The 23,050-nt window shown below is 71.5% G+C and carries 15 protein-coding genes; 8 read left to right on the top strand and 7 right to left on the bottom strand.

The features are described 5' to 3' along the window. Positions 1–221: 221 nt before the first annotated feature. Complete coding sequence (locus tag G545_RS0107410; protein ID WP_027069826.1) at positions 222–2,543, top strand: S9 family peptidase; 2,322 nt, start codon at positions 222–224, stop codon at positions 2,541–2,543. Positions 2,544–2,571: 28 nt separating this feature from the next. Here the strand turns inward: G545_RS0107410 and G545_RS0107405 are convergent, their stop codons facing one another. Beyond that, entirely contained in the window at positions 2,572–4,269 is a 1,698-nt protein-coding gene (locus G545_RS0107405) for an energy transducer TonB (RefSeq protein ID WP_161625778.1), read from the bottom strand. A gap of 71 nt (positions 4,270–4,340) precedes the next feature. Between G545_RS0107405 and G545_RS15625 the strand changes: the two genes are divergently transcribed. The 3 genes from G545_RS15625 to uvrD are packed head-to-tail and all read left to right on the top strand — an operon-like array spanning position 4,341 to position 8,838. Beyond that, positions 4,341–4,880 (top strand): biliverdin-producing heme oxygenase, encoded by a 540-nt coding sequence (locus G545_RS15625; RefSeq protein ID WP_154656536.1) that lies wholly within the window; start codon positions 4,341–4,343, stop codon positions 4,878–4,880. Continuing rightward, complete coding sequence (locus G545_RS14005; RefSeq protein WP_052106571.1) at positions 4,877–6,613, top strand: GAF domain-containing protein; 1,737 nt, start codon at positions 4,877–4,879, stop codon at positions 6,611–6,613. Before G545_RS15625 ends, G545_RS14005 begins: the two co-directional genes overlap by 4 nt. 26 nt (positions 6,614–6,639) lie before the next feature. Beyond that, positions 6,640–8,838: a DNA helicase II gene (uvrD, locus tag G545_RS0107390; protein WP_027069823.1), complete on the top strand. Its 2,199-nt coding sequence runs from the start codon at positions 6,640–6,642 to the stop codon at positions 8,836–8,838. Positions 8,839–8,925: 87 nt separating this feature from the next. Here uvrD and chaB read toward each other — a convergent pair whose 3' ends face one another. The 4 genes from chaB to G545_RS0107370 all read right to left on the bottom strand — a co-directional run bounded on the left by chaB (position 8,926) and on the right by G545_RS0107370 (position 11,443). Continuing rightward, the gene (chaB, locus tag G545_RS0107385; protein ID WP_027069822.1) at positions 8,926–9,153 is read right to left on the bottom strand and encodes a putative cation transport regulator ChaB; all 228 of its coding nucleotides are present in this window, start codon (positions 9,151–9,153) and stop codon (positions 8,926–8,928) included. Positions 9,154–9,220: 67 nt separating this feature from the next. Then, positions 9,221–10,690, bottom strand: coding sequence for an MFS transporter (locus G545_RS0107380; RefSeq protein WP_269429825.1), 1,470 nt, complete (start codon positions 10,688–10,690; stop codon positions 9,221–9,223). A gap of 41 nt (positions 10,691–10,731) precedes the next feature. Next, a complete protein-coding gene (locus G545_RS0107375; RefSeq protein ID WP_027069820.1) occupies positions 10,732–11,127 on the bottom strand; it encodes a cupin domain-containing protein in 396 nt (131 codons plus the stop codon). Positions 11,128–11,152: 25 nt separating this feature from the next. Further along, entirely contained in the window at positions 11,153–11,443 is a 291-nt protein-coding gene (locus G545_RS0107370) for a DUF2782 domain-containing protein (RefSeq protein WP_027069819.1), read from the bottom strand. 77 nt (positions 11,444–11,520) lie between these two features. Between G545_RS0107370 and polA the strand changes: the two genes are divergently transcribed. Continuing rightward, positions 11,521–14,331, top strand: coding sequence for a DNA polymerase I (gene polA, locus G545_RS0107365; RefSeq protein WP_027069818.1), 2,811 nt, complete (start codon positions 11,521–11,523; stop codon positions 14,329–14,331). Between the two features lie 379 nt (positions 14,332–14,710). On the opposite strand, the gene hemF is transcribed toward polA, so the two are convergent. Then, positions 14,711–15,655, bottom strand: a complete 945-nt coding sequence (gene hemF, locus G545_RS0107360; protein ID WP_027069817.1) for an oxygen-dependent coproporphyrinogen oxidase — start codon at positions 15,653–15,655, stop codon at positions 14,711–14,713. Positions 15,656–15,723: 68 nt separating this feature from the next. Continuing rightward, complete coding sequence (locus tag G545_RS0107355; RefSeq protein WP_027069816.1) at positions 15,724–18,123, bottom strand: S9 family peptidase; 2,400 nt, start codon at positions 18,121–18,123, stop codon at positions 15,724–15,726. A 150-nt stretch (positions 18,124–18,273) separates the two neighbouring features. On the opposite strand from G545_RS0107355, the gene G545_RS0107350 reads away from it, so the two are divergent. The 3 genes from G545_RS0107350 (at position 18,274) to G545_RS0107340 (ending at position 22,945) form a co-directional block, all read left to right on the top strand. Then, entirely contained in the window at positions 18,274–18,546 is a 273-nt protein-coding gene (locus tag G545_RS0107350; protein WP_027069815.1) for a YcgL domain-containing protein, read from the top strand. Next, positions 18,539–22,003: an ankyrin repeat domain-containing protein gene (locus G545_RS0107345; RefSeq protein ID WP_027069814.1), complete on the top strand. Its 3,465-nt coding sequence runs from the start codon at positions 18,539–18,541 to the stop codon at positions 22,001–22,003. Before G545_RS0107350 ends, G545_RS0107345 begins: the two co-directional genes overlap by 8 nt. An 84-nt stretch (positions 22,004–22,087) precedes the next feature. After that, on the top strand, positions 22,088–22,945 hold the full coding sequence (locus G545_RS0107340) for an energy transducer TonB (protein ID WP_036138667.1): 858 nt from the start codon (positions 22,088–22,090) through the stop codon (positions 22,943–22,945). Positions 22,946–23,050 lie beyond the last annotated feature (105 nt).

Here is a 23,050-nt window from a genome sequence, read left to right as displayed (position 1 = left end):
CCTCGGCAGCGGCTTCAGCGTGAGGCGGGACGGATGCGGGCGACGAGGACGGCACGGGTCTCCTGGACAACAAGCGGGCTCCCCACCCGCGCGGCCCGGGCAGTATGCCAGCGCCGCCGGACGCCCGCGGCAACGGATTCAGGGCGGCAGGGCGGTCCCGCGGCCGCTGATCCGGGTAAGGTTGGGCGGATGCGTCCAGCTCTGTTTCCACGGGGACCCCGATGACCAATACCCACGCCGGCTTCCTCGGCGCCGCCCTCGGCTGCCTGGTCGCCACCTCGGCCGCCGCCTCGCCCGTCCAGCCCCACGCGCCCACGATGCTGACCGAAGACGACTACGCCCGGGCCGAAGCCTTCCTCGGCCACAACACCACGCCCCTGCTCGACCATGCGGTGACCCGGGTCGAGTGGCTCGACGGCGAGCGCTTCTGGTACCGCGAGCGGGACGCGGACGGGGTCCGCTACCGGATCTTCGACGTCTCCGCGGGCGAGGCGCGCGATGCGTTCGACCACGACGCAATCGCCGCGGCGCTCCCCGCGCCGGGCGAGGGCACCCGGAAGGCCGGCGACCTGGACATCCGGTCCATCGAGCTCGCCGGAGACGACCGGCTCCGGCTGCTCGTGGATGGCACGCACTACCTGTGTGGCATCGATGCCGGCGCCACCTGCGAGGCGATCGGCCTGCCCGGCGGCGACGAGCCCGTAACCGAGTCTCCCGATGGTCGCCTGGGTGCCTTCATCCGCGACTGGAACCTGTGGGTGCGCGACCTGCGGACCGGTGAGGAGACGCAGCTCACCACCGACGGCGCCGAGCACCATGGCTACGCCACCGACAATGCGGGCTGGACCCACAGCGACCGCGCGATCCTGGTCTGGTCGCCCGATTCGACGAAGATCGCCACCTTCCGCCTCGACCAGCGCGAGGTGAACGAAATGGTGCTGGTCCGCGCCCGTCCGGGTGCGCCGGAGATCGAGCGCTGGAAGTACCCGTTCGCCGGGGACCAGCACGTCAACATGATCGAGCGCGTGGTCATCGACGTGCCGGCGCGGGAGCTCGTGCGGCTGGACATGGAGCCGGACTTCCACCGCTCCACGCTGTGTGACCACATCAGCTGCAGCGGCGGCTGGGAGGACGTGCAGTGGGCGCCGGACGGCAGCACGCTGGCCTTCGCCTCCACCTCGCGCGACCATCGCGACACCTGGGTGCGCATCGCCGACGCCGCGACCGGCGAGGTGCGCACGGTGTACCACGAGCACGTGCCGACCTACTTCGAGAGCGGCAACGGCAAGGTCAACTGGCACTACCTGCCCGGCAGCGGGGAGTTCCTCTGGTTCTCCGAGCGCAGCGACTGGGGACACCTCTACCTGTATGGCCTGGACGGCGAGCTCAAGCACGCCGTGACCGGCGGCGAGGGCAACGTTACCCAGGTGTTGCGGGTGGACCCGGAGACCAGGACGGTGTGGTTCCGCGGCGTCGGCATGGAGACGGGCCGCGACCCGTACTACCAGCATTTCTACAAGGTGGGTCTCGACGGGGGCGAGCCGGTGCTGCTCACCCCGGAGGACGCCGACCACGCCGTGTTCCTGTCGCCGGACGGCGGCCACTTCGTCGATGCGTACTCCACGCCTTCCACGCCGCCGGTGACGGTGCTGCGCAGCAGCGACGACGGGCGCGTGGTGGCGACCGTCGCCGAGGCCGACGCCAGCCGGCTGTACGCGGCCGGCTGGGTCCCGCCCGAGTCGTTCACGGTCAAGGCGCGCGATGGCGTGACCGACCTGCATGGGATGCTGTTCAAGCCGACGGGCTTCGATGCCTCGCGCAAGTACCCGGTGGTCAACTACATCTACCCCGGCCCGCAGACCGGCTCGGTCGGGTCGCGCAGCTTCAGCCCGGCCCGCCGCGACCACCAGGCGCTGGCCGAGCTGGGCTTCATCGTGGTTGCCATCGACGGCCTGGGCACCCCATGGCGCTCCAAGTCCTTCCACGATGCCTTCAACGGCGACATTGGCGACAACACGTTGCCTGACCAGGTCGCCGGGCTGAAGCAGCTGGCGGATCGCCACCCGTGGATCGACCTCGATCGCGTTGGCGTGTGGGGCCACTCCGGCGGCGGCTATGCGACCGCCGACGCCCTCTTCAGCTATCCCGACTTCTACAAGGTCGGCGTCTCCCAGGCCGGCAACCACGACAACCGCGCCTACGAGGATGACTGGATCGAGAAGTGGATGGACCTGGAGGTCGCGGACGGCGACGGCGGCGAGATCTACGCCGACCAGGCCAACCAGGCCCGCGCCGGCAACCTCAAGGGCAAGCTGCTGCTGGCCCACGGCATGATGGACGACAACGTCCCGGCGACGAACACCCTGCTGGTGGTCGACGCGCTGATCAAGGCCAACAAGGACTTCGACCTGCTCCTGTTCCCGCACGCCCGGCACGGTTTCGGCGAGGACGACGGCTACATGACCCGCCGGCGCTGGGACTACTTCGTCCGGCACCTGATGGGGGCGGAGCCGCCGGCGCAGTACCGGATGAAGGGGCGGTAGCCGGGCGGGCCCGCCCCCGGCGCCGTCCTCAGTACAGCAGGTCGAAACCCCGCGGCGCGGCATCCGGCGGCGGTGCGTCGCAGTGGTACATGTCCAGGTAGAGGCTGGTGCTGGAATCCCCGCAGTCCAGTTCGTAGTGGTCGACCATGTGGTAGTCGGGGTCTCCGGCCTCGAGGCCCTGGTAGGCCGATGCGGCCGCGAGCCAGCGGGCGAGGTGCGCCTCCAGGACCGCCTCCGGGATCGGCGCGCGGGGACCGACGCTGCCCACCCTGCGGAACTCCGGGTGCTGCCGGTTCGGGCATACCAGGCGGGCGAGGTAGCGCCGCTGTCCTTCCGGTTTGCAGACCTCGATCGGATGCGACTGCAACAGTCCCCAGTCGTCGGGGCTGGCCGGGGGCACGGCGGGTCCGACCAGCTGGAACGGGAACACCTGCCGCAGTTGGCGCAGCGGTACCGGGCGCCCCTGGAGCCGGGCCGGCTCGAATCGCCACTGCGCCAGTGCCGCCAGCGCGGACTCGCCCATCGCCGGGTGGGTCGCCTCTTCCACTACGGCATTGACCACCCGGCCGTCCGCGTCGAGGTCGAACAGGACTGACGCGGAGCCCTCGATTTCCGCCAGCACCGCGGCTGGCGGGTATACGGGTGCGACGCCCTGTACCAGGCGGGGCGGCGTGTCGCAGGCACCCTCGTCGCAGGGGCCGACGGCCAGTTCGTCGACCTGCTGGTTGTAGGTGTCGACGGGGATTGCCGTACCACCGCGGGACTCGATGTTGTCGCCCCGGCTTTCCACCGGGCCGCCGTCGCGGACCGGCATCGCGCCGATGCCCTGTAGCGCTGCGACCAGCGCCTCCCGGTTGCCCTCGTCGGGCCACCCCTGCACGCGTTCGACTACATCGCCGTTGCGGAGGAAGTAGAACGTCGGGGTTTGCCCGACCTCGATGAAGCTCCATGTCGGCGGGCTGTCGATCAGTGCGATCCGCTGGGCAGGCTGCGCGGACTGCCAGCGCTCGATCGCGTCCAGCGGCAGGTTGCCCGGGGGAGCGACGATCCAGGTCGCGTGGCGCTCGAACAGGGGACCCAGCTCCGGATCATCCCGGATGGCCCCGGAGGCGGCTTGCGAGAACCCGCACGAGGGATGCGAGACCACGAGTACCTGGTACTCCGCGTCGAGGTCGACGGACTCGCGGACCAGCATGCCGCGGCCCGCATCCCACACCAGTACGGGGGGGTCGCCCCCCGGCTGCGTGGTCCGGTCCTCGACTGCGGGCACCCGCCGGGCTTCCAGGTCCGGGTGCGCGTCATGGAATGCGCGCGCTTCATCGAGCAACCGTGCGGCGACGAGGGCAGCGTGCACGGTTTCGAGCTGTTGCGCGGTCGCCAGCGAGCGGCGCTCAAGCTCGCTGGCGAGCGACAGCAGCTCCCTCGCCGGTGCCGCGCCACTCGAGTGGAAGGCGACGACCTCCAGCGCCCCGAACATCGCCGCCAGGGCCTGGTCATCCATGGCCGAGGGACGAGCGCCGCCATACGCCTCGAGGTAACGCTCGCGGAGGGCCTCGGCGATCCGCGTGGGGGACATTTCACCCGAGACACTGTCGACCCAATCCAGGAGCGATCCGGCGTCCACGGACTGCACGACCGGTGCCGCGGGCGCTTCGTTCGCCGGCGCGACGGAAAGCGCGTGGCCGGCGGTCAACAGTGCTGCGGCAAGCACGAGCGTCGTTCGCATTCCCCATCCCCTTCTGCGTCGTCCGTTCCCTGTCGGGACTCTATACGTCGCGCGTGCCGTATGCTGCCCACATGTCCCCCCTACTTCCATTGCGCGAGCTGTTGCGGCAGGCAACGGCCGCGGCCCACGCGAGGGTGGATGCGCAGGTCGGTCCGCTGGACTCGCACGCGGCGTACGTCGACTACCTGAAGGGCATGCGCGGGTTCCTGGCCGCTGCGGCGGCGGTGCTGGACCGGGAGCCGGCGCTGCCGCCACTCCTGCAGGCGCTGGACCGGGACCTGGAGTCCGCCGGGGCCTGTGTCCACGGTGTCGATCCGGGTGCGCCCGTCGGCGCAGACGAAGCCGGGCGGCTCGGCTGGGGGTATGTGACCGCCGGTGCCTCGGTCGGCGCGCGCATGCTGCGCCGGCGGGTGGTGCAGCTGCAGCCGCTGCCGCGTTGTGAATTCCTGGCCGGGTACGCCGACAGTGGCCTGTGGCCCGAGTGCCTGCAGCGGCTGTCGGAAGCGGGCCTCGATGCGGAGGGGCGCGACCGCTGCGTCGCCGCCGCACGGCTTGCGTTCGAAGCCGCCGAGCACTCCTTTTCCCGCGCCCTGGAGGCGCCGTCGCGATGAGCCATTCCTCCGCCCGATCCCCCCTCACCGCGGATTGCCTGACCGAACCGGTCCAGTACGCCGGCGCCATCCAGGCCCACGGCTACCTCGTCAGTTGCAGCCGGTCGGACTGGACCATCCGCCATGTCTCGGAGAACCTGGGCGGGCTGCTGGGGGTGCCGACGGAGTCGCTCCCGGGCATGCCGTTGCAGGAGTTCGTCGAAGCGGACGTGCTGCAGCGCATCTCCGACGCGGTTGCCGCCGCCGGCGTCGACACCGCGCAGCGCGTGTGCACCGCCAACATCGGGGCGCTGATGACCGTCTGCGACGTGACCGCCCACGCGGCGCAGGACCTGCTGCACATCGAACTGGAGCCGCAGCCGCGCGACGCGGGCAGGCTGCCGCCGACTGCGCTGGCGCAGCGCATGATCTCCGGGCTGGACGTGGCGGGGGACTGGCCGGGCTTCTTCGGCGCGGTCGCGCGGCAGGTGCACGAGCTGACCGGCTATGACCGGGTGATGGTGTACCGGTTCCGCGAGGACGACTCCGGCGAGGTGATCGCGGAGGTGCATGCCGACGGCATGGAGCCCTACCTGGGCCTGCGCTACCCGGCGACCGACATCCCGCCGCCGGCCCGGCGCCTGTACCTGCGCAACCGCATCCGCATCATCCCCGACGCCAGCTACACCCCGGTGCCCGTCCTGCCCGCCACCGCGGGCGATGAACCCCTGGACATGAGCCAGCACGTGCTGCGCAGCGTCGCGCCGGTGCACCTGGAGTACCTGCGCAACATGGGCGTGGCGGCCTCGATGTCGATCTCCATCATCAGCGGCGGCCGGCTCTGGGGCCTGGTCGCCTGCCACCATCGCAGCCCCCGCAGGGTGCCGGCGGCGACCCGGGTGGCGGCGGACCTGTTCGGCATGTTCGTGTCGATGCGCGTCGCCGCGCGCGAGCAGGAACTGGCGGTCGAACGGTTCGACCGGGCGCAGCAGCTGCGCGATGCGCTGGTGCTGCGGCTGGCGAGCGCCAGCGACTTCGACCTGGCGCTGTCTGGCGAGTTGGCACAGGCCCGTGGCGTGCTCGAATGCGACGGCGCCATGCTGCGGCTGGGAGGGCGTTGGCACCAGGACGGGCTCGTGCCCACGGGTGAGCTGTCCTCCCTGCTCGGGTGGGCGGCAGCCGGCGAGGGCGCGCCCGTGCCGCACACCGATGCCGCAGCCGACTGGGAAGGTCCGGGGCTGGACGCCCACGGCCTGGCTGGCGTGCTGGCGATTCCCCTCGGGGCACCGGGGGAGTGGCTGTTCCTGTTCCGGTGCGGGCAGGCGGGGCAGGTCCACTGGGCCGGCGAGCCGCACAAGGCGATGGTGCCGACCGACGACGGCGTGCGCCTGGCGCCGCGGCGCAGCTTCGCCCTGTGGAAGGAAGAGGTCCGGGGGCGGAGCCGGCCCTGGAGCCGTGCCGACCTGCACGGCGCCGAGCGGCTGCACCAGATCCTGCGCGAGCAGCGCAGCCGCGCCCGCGCCCGCGGGGCAGAGCTGGCGGAGCTGGAGGACCGCTACCAGAGGCGCCGGCTGCAGGAGCAGAAGGCGCGGCTGGACGGGGTCTCCAGCCTGCTGGCCGGGCTGGTCGATGTGGAGGTGGGCGACGTCGAGCGGCTCGAGCGGCAGATCGGACGGCTGGAAGGTGAACTGCGTGGGCTGATCCGCCAGTCCGCGCGTGCCCGGGGCGAGCCGGCGGACGCGCCCCCGGCCTGACCGGCCCGCGCCGGTAGAATGGCGCGATGGACGTTTCCCACCTGCTCGACGGGCTGAACCCGGCCCAGCGCGAGGCCGTGTCCGCGCCCCCCGGCCACTACCTGGTCCTCGCCGGCGCCGGCTCCGGCAAGACCCGCGTGCTGACCCACCGCATCGCCTGGCTGCACGAGGTCTTCGGGGTGCCGCGACACGGCATCCTCGCGGTGACCTTCACCAACAAGGCGGCGGCGGAGATGCGCCACCGCGTTGATGCCCAGCTGGGCGGCGGCACCCGCGGCATGTGGATCGGGACCTTCCATGGCATCGCCCACCGCCTGCTGCGACTGCACTGGCGCGAGGCGAAGCTTCCGGAAGGCTTCCAGGTGCTGGACTCCGACGACCAGCTGCGGCTGGTGAAGCGCGTCGTGCAGGCGCTGGAGCTGGACGACAGCCGTTTCCCGCCGCGCCAGATCGCCTGGTGGATCAACGCACAGAAGGACGAAGGGCGCCGTCCGCAGCACCTGCAGGCGGCCCCGGGAGACCTGTGGGCCGACGTGATGCGGCGCTGCTACGAGGCCTACCAGGAGCGTTGCGAGCGCGCCGGCCTGGTCGACTTCGCCGAGCTGCTGCTGCGCGCCCACGAGCTGCTGCGCGACAACCCGGCGCTGCTGGCGCACTACCGCCATCGCTTCGGCGAGATCCTGGTCGACGAGTTCCAGGACACCAACGCCATCCAGTACGCGTTCGTGCGGGTGCTGGCAGGCGACTCCGGCCGCGTGTTCGTCGTGGGCGACGACGACCAGTCGATCTACGGATGGCGCGGGGCCAAGGTGGAGAACGTGCAGAAGTTCCTGAAGGACTTCACGCTGCCCGATGGAACCGGCGCGAAGACCATCCGCCTGGAGCAGAACTACCGGTCCTCGGCCAACATCCTCGATGCCGCCAACGCGGTCATCGCACACAACCCGGACCGGCTGGGCAAGAAGCTGTGGACCGACAGCGGCAGCGGCGAGCCGATCGACCTGTACGCGGCCTACAACGAGATCGACGAGGCCCGCTTCGTGGTCGAGCGCCTGCGGCAGTGGGTGCGCGACGGTGGCAGCCATGGCGAGGTCGCCATCCTGTACCGCAGCAACGCCCAGTCACGTGCTTTCGAAGAGGCGCTGCTGGCCGAGCAGGTGCCGTACCGGGTCTACGGGGGCCAGCGCTTCTTCGAGCGCGCGGAGATCAAGGACACGCTCGCCTACCTGCGGCTGGTGGCCAACCGCAGCGACGACGCCGCCTTCGAGCGCGCGGTGAACACCCCGGCGCGCGGCATCGGCCAGCGCACCCTGGACGAGGTCCGCCAACGCGCCCGTGCCGATGGCGCGCCGCTATGGGCGGCCGCGCGCTGGCTGAGCGAGGAGCCGGTGCTGGCCGCGCGTGCCCGCAATGCACTGGCCGGCTTCCTGCAGCTGGTCGACACGCTGGAGGCGGAGATCGCCGACATGCCGCTGCAGGAGAAGATCGACCACGTGCTGGCCCGCTCCGGACTGCGCGAGCACTACGCACGCGAGAGCAAGGGCCAGCTCGACTCGCGCACCGACAACCTCGACGAACTGGTCTCGGTCGCCTCGCGCTTCACCCGCGCCGAGGAGGACGAAGACGAGGAGACGATGCCCGAGCTGGTCGCCTTCCTCTCCTACGCCGCCCTGGAGGCCGGCGAGGGGCAGGCCGAGGCCGGCGAGGAGGGCGTGCAGCTGATGACCCTGCACAGCGCCAAGGGCCTGGAGTTCCCGCTGGTGTTCCTGGGCGGGCTGGAAGAGGGCCTGTTCCCCAACAGCAAGTCGGTCGAGGAAGCGGGGCGGCTGGAGGAGGAGCGCAGGTTGGCCTACGTCGGGATCACCCGCGCCCGCGAGAAGCTGGTGCTCAGCTACGCCGAAGCGCGGCGGATCCACGGCATGGACATGTACGGCGTGCCCTCCCGTTTCCTGCGCGAGATTCCGCCGGCCCTGCTGCACGAGGTGCGGCCGAAGGTGCAGGTCTCGCGCCCGGTGGCCGGGGCCGCCCCGCGCCGGAACTTCGGCCACGCCGCGGTGGAAGCCCCGCCGATGCCCCTGGGCGCCAACGTGCGCCACGCCAAGTTCGGCACCGGCGTGGTCACCGACTTCGAGGGCAGCGGCGCGCACGCCCGGGTGCAGGTCAACTTCGACGAGGCCGGCAGCAAGTGGCTGGTGCTGGCCTACGCGAACCTGCAGCCCGCGTGACGTCACGCCCGCGAACGCGGGCATCCATGGGCGTGCGGCCTCGCGTCAGTGGATTCCCGCGTTCGCGGGAATGACGGTGCGCGGCCCCTACTTCGCGTGCCATTTGTCGTCGTCGCCCTTCTCGTACTTCTGCTTGACCGCCGCCCAGGCGACCTTGTGCGCGGTTTCCTCGCGCGAGGCGTCGCCACGGCGGTCGTCGGCGTCCTTGTACTCGTCCCAGGCGCTGTTGAACGCCTCCTTGTAGATCTCCTGCGCGTGCTTCGGGACGTTGTCGCGCACGGAGTCGGGGAGGTCGGAGATGCGGTCGTAGGGCATGGGGCTGCTCCGTCGAGTGGGGGGCTTTCAACTATCGGCACGCGTGGCGAAAGCCGGTGCGAAGGAGTCAGGTCGCCGACCGCTGCTCCGCCTTCGGCTCCGCCACTTCGCGGCCCTCGCGCGCCCGCGACGCCATCTCGGCGCCCGCATCCTTCGGCAGCTTCGCCATCATCCACGCCGAGGTCGCCGACACCACGCCGATGCTCAGGAACGCGAAGGTGAAGTTGATCGCCGCGCTGGTCGGCTCGCCCGTGGCCAGGCTCGAGACCGTCAGGGCATAGCCGCCGAGCGTGATCCCCAGCGCCAGGGAGACCTGCTGCGCCATGGCCGCGAAGCTGCTGGCCTGGCTCATGCGGTCCTGGTCGACCTCGGCATAGGCGATCGCGTTGAGGCTGGTGAACTGCAGCGAGCGGAAGCAGCCGGACACCAGCAGGATCCCCACCATCAGCGGGTAGGGCGTGTCGGCGCGGAACAGGCCGAACACGCACAGCATCAGCGAGGCGACCAGCGCGTTGGTGACCAGCACCCGGCGGAAGCCGAAGTGGTTGAGGATGCGCCCGGCAATGGTCTTCATGAACATCGCGCCGGCCGCGGAAGTGAAGGTGATCAGCCCCGATTCGAATGGACTCAGCCCGAAGCTGGTCTGCAGCATCAGCGGCAGCAGGAACGGCAGCGCGCCGACGCCGATGCGGAACAGCGAGCCGCCGATCACGCCGGTACGGAAGGTCACCCGCTTCAGCAGCCGCAGGTCGATCAGCGGATGCGGGTGGCGCAGCGAGTGCCAAACGTACGCGGCCAGCAGGGCGAGGCCGGCCAGTAGCGCGCCCGCCGCCAGCGGCACGCTGACCAGGTGCCGGCCGAGGGTGGAAAAGCCGAACATGGCCAGCGCCAGCCCGCTTGCCGAAAGCGAGAACCCGCGCCAGTCCAGCGGCTTCACCGGCTGCTTCAGCAGCGGGATGAAGCGCCAGGCGAGCCAGATTCCCAGCAGCCCCATCGGGATGTTGATCAGGAAGATCCAGCGCCAGTCGGCGTAGGTCGTGATCAGCCCACCCACCACGGGTCCCAGCATCGGGCCCAGCAGCGCCGGGATCGACAGCCAGCTCAGCGCCTGCACCAGCTCGGCCTTGGACACGCTGCGCAACAGCACCAGGCGGCCGACCGGGACCATCATCGCCCCGCCACAGCCCTGCAGGAACCGCGCGGCCACCAGGGCCTCCAGCGACTGCGAGGCCGCACTGGCCACCGAGCCGAGCAGGAACACCCCGATCGCGGTCATGAACACCGGCCGCGCGCCGAAGCGGTCGGCCACCCAGCCGCTCACCGGGATGAACACCGCCAGCGCCAGCATGTAGATGGTCAGCGCCAGCTTGAGCGCGACCGGTTCGACGCCGAACTCGGCCGCGATCACCGGCAGCGAAGTGGTGATCGCCGTCGAGTCCATGGTCTCGATGAACAGCGCGGTGGCGATGATCAGTGGCAGCAGGCGTTCGCGGCGCAAGGCTCCGTCCGGTGTGGGCTGGGCTTGAAACGACGACAGCCGGCGCGGGGCCGGCTGTCGGGAGTCACCACGGTCGCGGACTACTCCGTCGTACGCCCGTCGAAGTGCTCGTCCTCGGACTCGGCGTCGGGCTTGTCGGGGTGGACCACGTCCAGGCGGTGCTCCGGCGGCCCGTACAGGGTGTACAGCTTCAGCGGTGAATCGCCGGTATTGATGACGTTGTGGCGGGCGCCCGCCGGCACCACCACGGCGAAGTCATCTTCGACCCTGTGGGTGGTGCCGTCGATCACGACCTCGCCCTCGCCTTCCTCGATGCGCAGGAACTGGTCGTGGCCCTCGTGCACCTCCGCGCCGATCTCCTCGCCCGGCTTGAGGGTCATCAGCACCAGCTGCATGTGCTTGCCGGTGTAGAGCACGCGGCGGAAGTCGCTGTTGTCCTTCGTCAGTTTCTCGATGTCGTCGACAAAGCCTTTCATCTCGGCTGCTTCTCCTTGGGGGATGTCAGTTCCACTCGAACAGCTTCCAGTACACCGCGGGGACGTTCTCGTCCGGGTTGCCATCGCGATCGCTGTCCATCAGGTAGTAGACGGGGCCGCGCGCGGGAGTGACCTTCACCACCTGCAGGCGGCCGTTGACCCGGTACTCCTCGATCACGTCGCCGTTGTCGGCGACCGTGCGGGTCACCTCGGGGTTCTGCAGGGCCAGGGTCGGGTCTTCGCCGGGCAGCGGCGCGGTGGTGGCGCAGGCGGCCAGCAGCAGGGCGGACAGGGCGGTGGCGACGGTGGTGCGCATGGCGGGACTCCTGTCGGGCGGACCCGTTCAGCATACGCTGCCGGGGTGGCCGCGGATGTCCACGTAGAATCGACCGGATGAAAAGACTGGTCCTGATCGACGGCTCGAGCTACCTGTACCGGGCCTTCCACGCACTGCCGCCGCTGAGCAACGAGGCCGGCGAACCCACCGGCGCCCTGTTCGGCGTGGTCAACATGCTGCGCGCGACGCTGAAGGAGAAGCCCGACTACGTCGCCTTCGTGGTCGACGCGCCCGGCAGGACCTTCCGCGACGACCTGGACGCCGAGTACAAGGCCAACCGCCCGCCGATGCCCGACGAGCTGCGCAGCCAGGTGCAGCCCATGTGCGACATCGTCGACGCGCTGGGGATCGACATCCTGCGCATCGAAGGGGTGGAGGCCGACGACGTGATCGGCACCCTGGCGGTGCAGGCGGCCGACGCCGGGGTCGACGTGACGGTGTCGACCAGCGACAAGGACTTCGCCCAGCTGGTGCGGCCCTGCGTGAATCCGGACGGGGGAGCCTGCGCCGGCATCGCGCTGGTCAACACGATGAGCGGCAGCCGGCTGGACAGCGAGGAGGCGGTGATCGGCAAGCACGGCGTGCGGCCCGACCAGATCATCGACTACCTGGCGTTGATGGGGGACAAGATCGACAACATCCCCGGTGTCGAGAAGTGCGGACCCAAGACCGCGGCCAAGTGGCTGGCCGAGTACGGCGACCTGGACGGGGTGATCGCCAACGCCCATGCCATCAAGGGCAAGATCGGCGAGAACCTGCGCGCGGCGCTGGACCGGCTGCCGCTCAACCGCGCGCTGACGACGATCCGGTTGGATGTTCCGCTCGACGTGCGCCACGACCAGCTGCTGCTGCGAGAGCCGCACGTCGACAAGCTGCGCGCGCTGTACGCCCGCTACGGCTTCCGCCAGGCGCTGCGCGAGCTGGAGGCCGGCAATGGCGGGGCCAGCGTGGAGGCCGATCCGGTCGGCGACCGGGTGGGCCTGCGTGCCACCGCGGCGGGGTACGCGCGAAACGGCGCCGCCCCCGCGCCCGAGGTGGATCCGGCCCTGGCCGCGCCCGGTGAGTACGAACTGGTGCTCACCCGCGAGCGGCTCGACCACTGGGTGGGGCAGGTCGAATCCGCCGACGTGTTCGCCTTCGACGTGGAGACCGATTCGCTGGACGCGCTGTGCGCGCGCCTGGTGGGCATCAGCCTGGCGGTGGAGCCCGGCAGCGCCTGTTACATCCCGGTCGGCCATGGCTACCCGGGGGCGCCCGCGCAGCTTTCGGCCGAGGAGGTCCTGGACGCGCTGCGCCCGGTACTGGAGGACCCGGCCAGGCGCAAGCTCGGCCACCACGGCAAGTACGACCTGCACGTGCTGCGCTGCCATGGATTGCGCGTGGCCGGCTACGCCGACGACACGATGCTGGAAAGCTTCGTGCTCAACGCCACCGCCACCCGCCACGACATGGACTCGCTGGCCAGCCGCTACCTCGGCTACACCACGCTCACCTACGCCGACGTGGCGGGCAAGGGGGCCAAGCAGATCACCTTCGACCAGGTGGGGGTGGACGAGGCGCTGCGCTACGCCGCCGAGGACGCGGACATCACCCTGCGCCTGCACCGGGTGCTGGGTCCGAAGCTCGCCGCGATCCCCAGCCTGGAAAAGGTGTACCGCGGCATCGAGATGCCGCTGGTGCCGATCCTGGAACGGATCGAGGCCAACGGCGTGCTGGTGGACGGCGACGAGCTGCGGCGCCAGTCCGCCGACCTGGGTGCGCGGATGCTCGCCGCCCGGAACAAGGCGACGGAGTTGGCCGGGCGCGCCTTCAACCTGGACTCCCCCAAGCAGGTCTGCGCGCTGCTGTACGACGAACTGGGCCTGCCGGCGCTGGTGAAGACCCCGAAGGGGCAGCCGTCCGCCAACGAGGAGGCGCTGGAGGCGATCGCCGAACTGCACGAGCTCCCACGGGTGATCCTGGAGTACCGCAGCCTGGCCAAGCTGATCGGCACCTACACCGACAAGCTGCCGCAGATGATCAACGCCGGCACCGGCCGGCTGCACACCAGCTACCACCAGGCGGGCGCGGCGACGGGGCGGCTCGCGTCCTCGGATCCGAACCTGCAGAACATCCCGATCCGCACCGCCGATGGCCGTCGCATCCGCAGGGCCTTCGTCGCCCCGCCGGGCCGGCGCATCGTCGCCTGCGACTACTCGCAGATCGAGCTGCGGATCATGGCCCACCTGTCCGGCGACGCGGGGCTGCTGCAGGCCTTCTCGGCCGGGCAGGACATCCACCGCGCCACCGCGGCGGAGGTGTTCGGCAAGCCTGTAGACGCGGTCGAGCCGGGAGAGCGGAGGGCCGCCAAGGCGATCAACTTCGGCCTGATCTACGGGATGAGCGCGTTCGGCCTGGCCAAGCAGATCGGGGTGTCACGCGGCGAGGCGCAGGACTACATCGGCCTGTACTTCAGTCGGTACCCGGGCGTGCGCGAGTACATGGACCGGACCCGCGAGCAGGCCCGCGAGCAGGGGTACGTGGAGACCGTGTTCGGCCGGCGCCTGTACCTGGACAACATCCACGCCCGCAACCAGGGCCTGCGCGCCGGCGCCGAGCGGGCGGCGATCAACGCGCCGATGCAGGGCACGGCGGCCGACATCATCAAGCGGGCGATGATCGACATCGATGCCTGGCTGGCGGACGGGCACCGCGACCAGGCACTCATGATCCTGCAGGTGCACGACGAGCTGGTGTTCGAGGTCGCCGAAGGCTTCGTCGACACCCTCCTCGCCGAGGTGCCGCGGCGCATGTCCGCGGCGGCCGAGCTGGCGGTGCCGCTGCTGGTGGAAAGTGGCGTGGGCGCCAACTGGGACGAGGCGCATTGAGTGCCCCGCGAAGGTGTCGCAGGCGGGCAATTCCTGCCGCTTGTTGACAAAACTGAACAGGCGTGCTTGACCATGCGCCAACCTCTGAATTGCTCCTGAATCCTTGCTGCGCCGGGGCCGATGCCTTCACGTGCCGTGCATGTTTCAAATGGTCATATAGCCCTCGACAGGTGCAACGCCTGTCGCCGATCTCTCCCTCCCCTGGAGTGATCCCGGGAACGGAATTACGACCCCTCCCCAGGTCTCCGTTCCCAACCCCAGCCCCGCCGGCCCCCCTCCGGCGGGGCTTTTTGTTGGGCGCGCGAAAAGGCCGCGGCAGGCGCCGCCGCCGCGCCGCTCCAGGCCGCCCCGACCGGGCGTGGACGCGACGCGCCTGCGCTTACCCCGGCTGCAGCTCGGCCAGCCAGTCCCGCGGGCGGAGGTAGTCCTGCAGCCGCGCCTCGGGGCTGTCCGGCTCGGGCCGGTAGCCATACTCCCAGCGCACCAGCGGCGGCAGGCTCATCAGGATCGACTCGCTGCGGCCGCCGGACTGCAGGCCGAAGTGCGTGCCGCGGTCCCAGACCAGGTTGAACTCGACGTAGCGCCCGCGGCGGTAGAGCTGGAACTGGCGCTCTCGTTCGCCGTACTGGCTGTCCCGGCGGCGCTCCACGATGGGCAGGTAGGCGTCCAGGAAACCGTCGCCCACCGCGCGCATGTAGCCGAAGTCGGACTCGAAGTCGTCGCACAGGTCGTCGAAGAACAGGCCGCCCACGCCGCGGGTCTCGCCGCGGTGGCCGAGGAAGAAGTACTCGTCGCACCAGCGCTTGTGCGCCTGGTAGCGCGCCTCGCCGCCGTACGGGCCGCACAGGTCGCGGGCGGTGCGGTGCCAGTGCAGCACGTCCTCGTCGAAGGGATAGAACGGGGTCAGGTCGAAGCCGCCGCCGAACCACCAGGCCACCGTCTCGCCGTCCCGCTGCGCGCGGAAGTGGCGCACGTTGGCGTGGGTGGTCGGCAGGTAGGGGTTGCGCGGGTGGAACACCAGCGACACGCCCACGGCGCGCCAGGAGGCGCCCGCGAGCTCCGGGCGGTTGGCGGTGGCCGAGGGCGGCAGGCGGGTGCCCGACACGTCCGAGAAGCCGATCCCGGCCTGCTCGAACACCGCGCCCTCGCGGAGGATCCGGGTACGTCCCCCGCCGGCGAGGCCGCCGTTGGGGCGGTCATCCGGGCGTGTCCAGGCATCCTCGGCAAAGCGCGCCCGGCCGTCGGCCTGTTCGATCGCCGCGCAGATGCGGTCCTGCAACCCGGTCAGGTAGTCCCGGACGCGGTCGAAGTCTTGGTCGCTCATGGCGACGCATTGTAGCGACGGGCCGGTGGAGGCGCCGCGGCTGCGCGGCGCCCCCGGTCCGCGGGGCCTTACTGCAGCACGTCCTCGAACAGCTCGAGGATGCGGCGGTACTCGTCGTACCAGCTGTCCGGATGCACGAAGCCGTGGCGCTCCAGCGGGTAGCTGGCCAGCTCCCACTTGTCCTTGCGCAGCTCGATGAGGCGCTGGGCCAGCATCACCGAATCCTTGTAGAACACGTTGTTGTCGATCATCCCGTGGGCGATCAGCAGGTGGTCCTGCAGGCCCTCGGCCAGCTCGATCGGCGAGGAGCGCAGGTAGGCCTCCGGGTCGAGCTCGGGGGTGTTGAGGATGTTCGAGGTGTACTGGTGGTTGTACTGCGACCAGTCGGTCACCGGGCGCAGCGCGGCGCCGGCCTTGAACGCGCCCGGCTCCTTGAACAGCGCCATGAAGGTCAGGAAGCCGCCGTAGCTGCCGCCGTAGATGCCGGCGCGGTCCACGTCGCCCTGCCTGTGCTCGCCCAGCCAGGCCAGCCCGTCCAGGTAGTCCTGCAGCTCCGGGGTGCCCATGTCGCGGTAGATCGCGGTGCGCCAGTCGCGGCCGTAGCCCTCGCTGGCGCGGAAGTCCAGGTCCAGCACGATGAAGCCGCGGTCCACCAGCAGGTTGTGGAACATCTGCTCGCGGAAGTAGTTCGGGTAGCGCGCGTGGACGTTCTGCAGGTAGCCCGCACCGTGCACGAACATCACCACCGGGTACTTGCGGCCCGGCTCCATCTGTTCGGGGCCGTAGTACTTGCCCCAGATGGTGCCGGCGCCGTCGGTCGAGGGGATCTGCACGATCTCCGGCTGGATCCACTTGCGGGCGCGGAACTCGGCCGTGCGCGTGTCGGTGAGCTGGCGGGCGCTGCCGCCGGCGGCGTCCACCACCGAAATCTGCGGGGGCAGGTAGGCGCGCGAGTGGCGGACCAGCAGCTTCGAGCCGTCGGGCGACAGGACGAAGTTCTCCACGCCGTCCAGCGCCGTGACCTCGCGGACCTCGCCGCCGTCGCGGTCGACGGCGCAGACCTCGTAGTCGCCCGGCCAGGCGCGGTTGCAGGTGAAGTAGAAGGTCGAGCCGTCCGCCGACAGCTCCGGCGCGGAGACTTCCCACTGGCCGGAGGTGAGGGCGCGCGGGGCGCGGTTGCCCTCCGCCAGGTACAGGTGCGAGTACCCGCTCTGCTCCGACAGCAGCCACAGCGCGCCGTCGGCCGTCCAGCCGAAGTCGTTGAAGCCCCAGTTGATCCAGGCCGGGTCGGTCAGGCGGTGCCGGGTCTCCAGCGTGGCCTTGTCGACGGCGCCGGCGGTGGGGGCGAGGGTGGCGATCCAGCGATCCTTGTTGTCGACCGCGCGCAGGAGCACCGCGGCGGTGCTGCCGTCGTCGCGCCAGGCGATCGCCGGACCGGAACCGATCGCGTTGCGCTCCACGCGTACCGCACGGTTGCCTTCCAGCGGCGGCAGCTCGGCCTTCTCGCGCAGGTCGGCCAGCGGGTCGGTGCCGATGCCGGGAAGACCGTCCAGGGAGAGCTTCGCGACCTCGCCGGTGGCGGTCTCCACCAGCCACAGCTGGTGGGGCAGCGGGGCGTTGCGGCCGACGCGGGTGCGGACTTCCTCGAACTCCTCGTAGCCGGACTCGGTGACGTACATCGGCATCTGGCCGCGCTTGCCCTTGTCGGCGCCCTTGGCCTCGGTCACCACCAGCAGCCAGCTGGCGTCCGGGGACAGGGCGCTGTCGACGATGACGACGTCCTCGCCCAGGTACGCCGGCGGCGGCGCACGGGTCGGGTCGACGGCGCGCCAGGCTTCTTCCTGTTCGCGAACGGCCTCGCTGCGGGCGCGCTCGGTGGCCAGGGTCTCGATCAGGCGCAGCTGGCGGTCGCGCAGGTCGTCGGGGCGCGGTTCCGTCGCGGGGTCCTTGGCGGCCTCCACCAGCGCCGCCTGCGACAGGCCGGTGCCCGGCTGCCACTGGAACCAGTCGTTGCCGGCGCGGAACACGAGGTTCCCGTCGCGGCTCCACTGCGGCCGCGACTCGCGCTGGTCGGTGCGGGTCACCTGGGTCAGGGCGCCGCTGCGCAGGTCGCGGACGAACACGTCGCCGTTGCGCACGAAGGCCATGCGGCTGCGCGTGGCGTCATAGGCGGGCAGCGGGCCGTCGAGTCCTGCGCGCGCGGCACCGTCCACGCGCTCGGGGGTGCCGCCGTCCACGGGGGCCTGCCAGGTGTCGCGGATGTGCTCGCCTTCCCGCTTGAGGTTGTACTGGATGCGCTGGCCGTCCCACGCCCACCAGGCCGCCTCGACCGGCGGGCCGATCCAGTCCGGGTCCGCCATGGCCTGGTCCAGGGTGATCGGGGTCGGGCCGGTGCTGCCGGGGGTCTGCGCGAGCGCGCACGGGGAGGCGCCCAGGAGCAGGGCGAATGCAAGGAGGCTGGGGCGCATCTGGGATACCGGGAGTACGGGAAACCCGCGGAGGGTAGCAGCGTGGAACCAGCGGGCTCGCGGGCCGTTGGTCACGCGGCCGGCCTTGCCGTATTCGCCCTCCCGCGGGTTCTCGGTATCCTGTTCCACAGCCCCGCCGCGCAGTACCCCATGCACGCCTACGTCTACAAGAGCCTGCGCAAGGACGACACCTACGTGTTCCTTGCCGCACGCGACGCGTTCGACCGCATCCCGGCGGCGGTTCGCGAGTCCCTCGGCCGGCTCGAACCGGTGCTCGAGGTCGAGCTTCATCCCGGGCGGCGGCTGGCACGCGCGGACGCAAGCCAGGTGATGGCGGCGCTGGATTCCCGCGGGTTCTACCTGCAGGTTCCGCCGCGGCCGGAGCTGGATCCGCTGACGGAGGACTGGGGCACCGATGCCTGAGCCCGGCGCCCACACCCGCTTCGTGGCCGCGCTGCTGGCGATTGCGGTCGTCCTGTCCGCCGTGGCCGCGGCCGCGCCGCTGGCGGCGGCCCCCGCGGCCTGGCTGCTGCAACCGGTGCTGGCGCTGACGGCCCGCGCGCTGCGCCTGCGTCAGTCGCCCGGGGCTTCTGCCCTGCGCAGCACCTTGCCCCCGCTGCTCGCGCTGTGGGGACTCGGCCCGGCGGGGTTCTCGCTGCTGGTGGCGTGGCCGTTCTCGGCGGTGCTGGAGCGGGGCACGCTCGGTCCGGTCCTGCTGGCCAGTGCCGCAACCGGTGCGGCGCTGCTGGTGCTGTGGCGGCTATGGCCGCTGTGGCAGGGAATCGAGCGCGACGGCGGCTCGCTGGGCGACCACCGCCGGGCGCTACCGGGGCTGGAGCCCGGCGCCTGGCGCGGAGCCGGCGTGGCCGCTGGCATCGCGCTGGTCGCGGCGCTGGTACTGCTGCTCGCCTGGCCGGGCCTGTTCGCCGGGGGCGCGCGTTGGGTGCTGGCAGGACTCCTGCTGGCGGCGTCGGCCGCGCTCCACCAGTGGCTGCAGTACATCGCCCCGGCCCCTGCGATGAGCTGGCTGGATCCGGGCGAAGAAGCGGAGGCGCCGGCCGCGGACGGCGACAGCGGACCGGCCGGTGGAGCGGACAGCGCATCCGTGCCGCCCAGCCCGATCGCTGCAGTGCTGTCGGAGACGGAGCCGGAGCCGGCAGGGGCGGAAGTTGCCGGGAGCGGACGCGAAGCCGGTGCAGCGGCCGCCGGGGAGGGCGCACCCGCTCCCGCCGCCCGCCCGTCGGCCCCGCTGGAGCCGGCGCTGTACGAGGCGGCGCGCAATGGCCGCGTCGAGCGTGCGCTCGAGCTCCTGGAGCAGGGTGCCGATCCGCACGCGCTGCCACCACCGGAGGCCCGGGACCAGCGCAGCCTGGCCGCGCTCGCGGCGGTGTTGCCCGACCTGCGGCTGCTGCGCGCCCTGATTGGCCGTGGCGTGGACCTCAACCTGGCCCATGCCGGGCTGAGCCCCCTGCTGGCGGCCACGCGCGACAGCTGGCACGGCCGTCCCGACGCGGTGACGACGCTGCTCGCCAATGGCGCCGACCCACGTGCCAGCGATGGCGAGGGCAGCACGCCACTGCACTTTGCCTCCCGCAGCTCGGATCCCGGCGTGGCCGCGCTGCTGCTGGATGCCGCCGCCGAGCTGGAAGCGGCCAACGACGACGGCTGGACGCCCCTCGGGATCGCCTGCGCCGCCGGGAACTGGCGCCTGGCGAGATTCCTGCTCGAGCGTGGTGCCCGTGCGGAACCCGAGGGTGGCCAGCCGGCGCTGCTCGCCGCCGCGGCGGTGGAAGACGACGACCCCGCGGGAGTCGCACTCCTGCTGAAGCACAAGGCACGGGCGGGTGCCGCGGGGCGGGGTGCCCGCACGGCACTGCACGAGGCGGCACTTTCCGGCCACTACGTGATCGCCGAAGCCCTGCTCGCGGCCGGTGCGGATCCGGCCGCACGGGACGACCGCGACCTGCAGCCGATCCACGAGGCGGCCCGTGGCGGGCACCTGCAGGTGCTGGAACTGCTGCTCGGCAAGCTGGACCAGGACGACGTGGCCGCCGCCGTGCTGTTGCCGGACGACGAAGGGCGCGACCTGCTGATGCACGTCGCCGGGCTGGAGGGTGCCACTCCGGAACTGCTGCGCAGGCTGGTCGACGCGGGCGCGGATCCGGCGCGGCGCGACGACGAGGGTCGCAGCGCCCTGGACCGGGTGCTGGATGCCCGACGCTGGCCGTTGGTGGGCGTGCTGGACCCGTCGCGCGTGCTCCCGGGGGCTGGCGAGGACTCCGACGGTGAGTCGGGCCAGGCCCCGTTGACCCTGCTCCGCGAGGCGCTCGCCGAAGGCCGCGAGGCCGGCCTGGCCGACGTGGCCGCCCGGCTGACGCCCCGTGAACTCGGCGCGCTCCTGCACGACGGCGGCGCGCCGCTGCCCCCGCACCAGGTCGAATGGCTGCTGGCCCGCGGCGCCAGCGCCGAGGTCCGCGACGGGATGGGCAATACGCCGCTGTTCGACTGGCTGGCACACGGGCCGGCGGCGATCGGATCCCTGCGCGCGCTGCTGGCGCGCGCGGTGTCGCCGGCAGGCGCCGGCGGCCTGGCCCGTTACCTCGGTGCCTGTGCGGCCGGGAACGGCCGCGCCCGTGCAGCGCAGGCGGAGGCGTTCGCGCTGGAGCTGCTCGACCATGGCGCCGACCCGTTCGGTGCGGGCCCCGCCGGCGACCCGCCGCTGGCGCTGGCGATCCGCCTCGGGTGGGACCGGCTTGCCACGCGCCTGCTCGAGTCCGGTGCCGACCCCGACCTGCGCGACAGCCATGGCATGGGGCCGCTGCACCTGGCGGCGGCGCTGGGCCGCGAGTCCATGCTGCAGCAGCTGATCGCCTGGGGCGCCGATCCGGACCTGCTCGCCGCCGACGGCCAGAGCCCGCTCGGGGTGGCATTGTCCGCCGGTCGGCGCGACCTGGCGGACTGGCTGGACTGGCGCGGCTGGCCGCTCCCGCGCCGCCGCCTGCGGTCCGCGGACGTGCCCGCGGCCGCCATCGTCGGCGACGTCGATGCGGTGCGCCGGCTGCTCGACCTCGGCCTGCCGGTGGAGGCGGTCGACCGCCAGGGCTGCACCGCGCTGTTGCGCGCGGCGGGCGGCGGCCACGGTGCCTTGGTCGACCTGCTGCTGGCCCGCGGCGCCGATGCATCGTGCACCGCCGACACCGGTGCCACGCCGCTCTCGGCGGCGGTGAGCATGCGCCAGGCCGGCATCGTCGACCAGCTGATAGGCGCCGGCGCACGGATCGAACAGCGTCTGCCCGGGGGACTCACCGCCCTGATGCTCTCGTGCGCCCTCGGACTTCCGGACATGGCCGCGCGCCTGCTTGGGGCCGGCGCCGACATCCACGCCCGCGATGACGAGAACCGCACCGCGCTGCATTGTGCGGCCATGTTCGGTTTCGCCACGGTCGACCGGGCCCGCCTGCTGGCCTTGCTCGACACCCTGCTGCTGGCCGGCGCGGAGTCCGACCTCGAGGTCGACGCCGGCGGCGCCACCCCGCTGCTGCTGTTGCTGGGTGCCCGCGCCGAGCCCGGTACCAGCGCCGACGAGCAGGTGCTGCTGGCCGGGCTGGAACTGCTGCTCGACAACGATGCCCGGCTGGACGTGCGCGACCCGCGCGGTTTCGGGCCGCTGCACTTGGCCGCCCTGCACGGGCTGCTGGACGTCGCGCGCTGGCTGCTGCGCCACGGCGCCGACCCGGGCCAGCGCGACGGCCTCAACCGCACCCCGCGCGAGATCGCGGTGATGCGCGGCTTCGTCGACATCGCCGCGGAGATCGAGCCGCCGGCGGCACCGGGGACCGGCGACGTTTCGATGGCCCGCTTCCTGCGCGACCGCAACTAGGGACCACAGCCTCGCCGGATTGCGGGTGGGCAGGCGCCCCGCTAACGTGGGCGCTTCCAGGAGGCGGACGCAAGGGGGCAGGAGATGCACCTGAAAGGATGGCTCGTGGCCTGCGCCACGGTGTTGTTGCTGCTGGCCCCGGCGGCCGGGGCAAGGAAGCTGGATCCGGAACTGCTCGCGCAAGCGGAGGCGAGCATGATCGTGACGGGCAGGATCGATATCGCACCCGACGGGAGTGTTGACGGTTTCGACCTGGACCGTGCAGGGGAGCTGCCCGACTACATCGTCGGGTTCATCGGCGACACCGTTCCGGAATGGCGCTTCGAACCGGTACTGCAGGACGGTCAGCCAGTCCATGCCCGGGCGACGATGACCCTGCGGCTGCTTGGAACGCCAATCGATGGAGGCTCACTGAAGATCTCGATGAAAGGTGCCAGCTTCGGTGAGGGCGGAGACCCCGCGGTGCCGCGCAGCCAGCGCATGAAGCCGCCGGCCTATCCTGCCGGTGCGCTCCGCTCCAACGTGCAGGGTGACGTGTACCTGCTGCTCAAGGTCGACCTGGCGGGCAAGGTGGAAGAGGTGGCAGTGGAGCAGGTGAACCTGCGCACCATCGTCGTCGGGCGTCGCGCGGAGAACTTCCGCAAGCAGCTGGCTGCTGCGGCGGTGGGCGCCGCCCGTCGGTGGCGCTTCACCGAGACGGCGCCAGGCGATGTTCCCGACCGGGGCTACTGGACCTTCCGTTTGCCGGTGACCTACTCGCTGGGAGGAGTACCCCAGCCGCGCTATGGGCAGTGGCAACCCTACTTCCCGGGCGAGCGCCATACCAGGCCCGAATGGGTCGGTGGAGATGACGGTGGCGGCAGTGCGGATGCACTCGTGGCCGGACACCCGCATGCAATCGGGACCGGGCCGAAGCTGTTGACTCCGCTGGCGGAAGGCTGACTGGCGGAAAGCCGATGGCCCCGGTCAATGCAGAACGCCCCGCGATGCGGGGCGTTCCTGTTTCCGATGCGGTGGATTCCCGCGTGCGCGGGAATGACGCCGCGG

The organism is Lysobacter defluvii IMMIB APB-9 = DSM 18482 (genome assembly GCF_000423325.1).
Classification (GTDB): Bacteria; Pseudomonadota; Gammaproteobacteria; order Xanthomonadales; family Xanthomonadaceae; genus Novilysobacter; species Novilysobacter defluvii.
The sequence above is the reverse complement of the archived record's forward strand: the minus strand, read 5'-3'. Positions and strand labels throughout refer to the sequence as shown.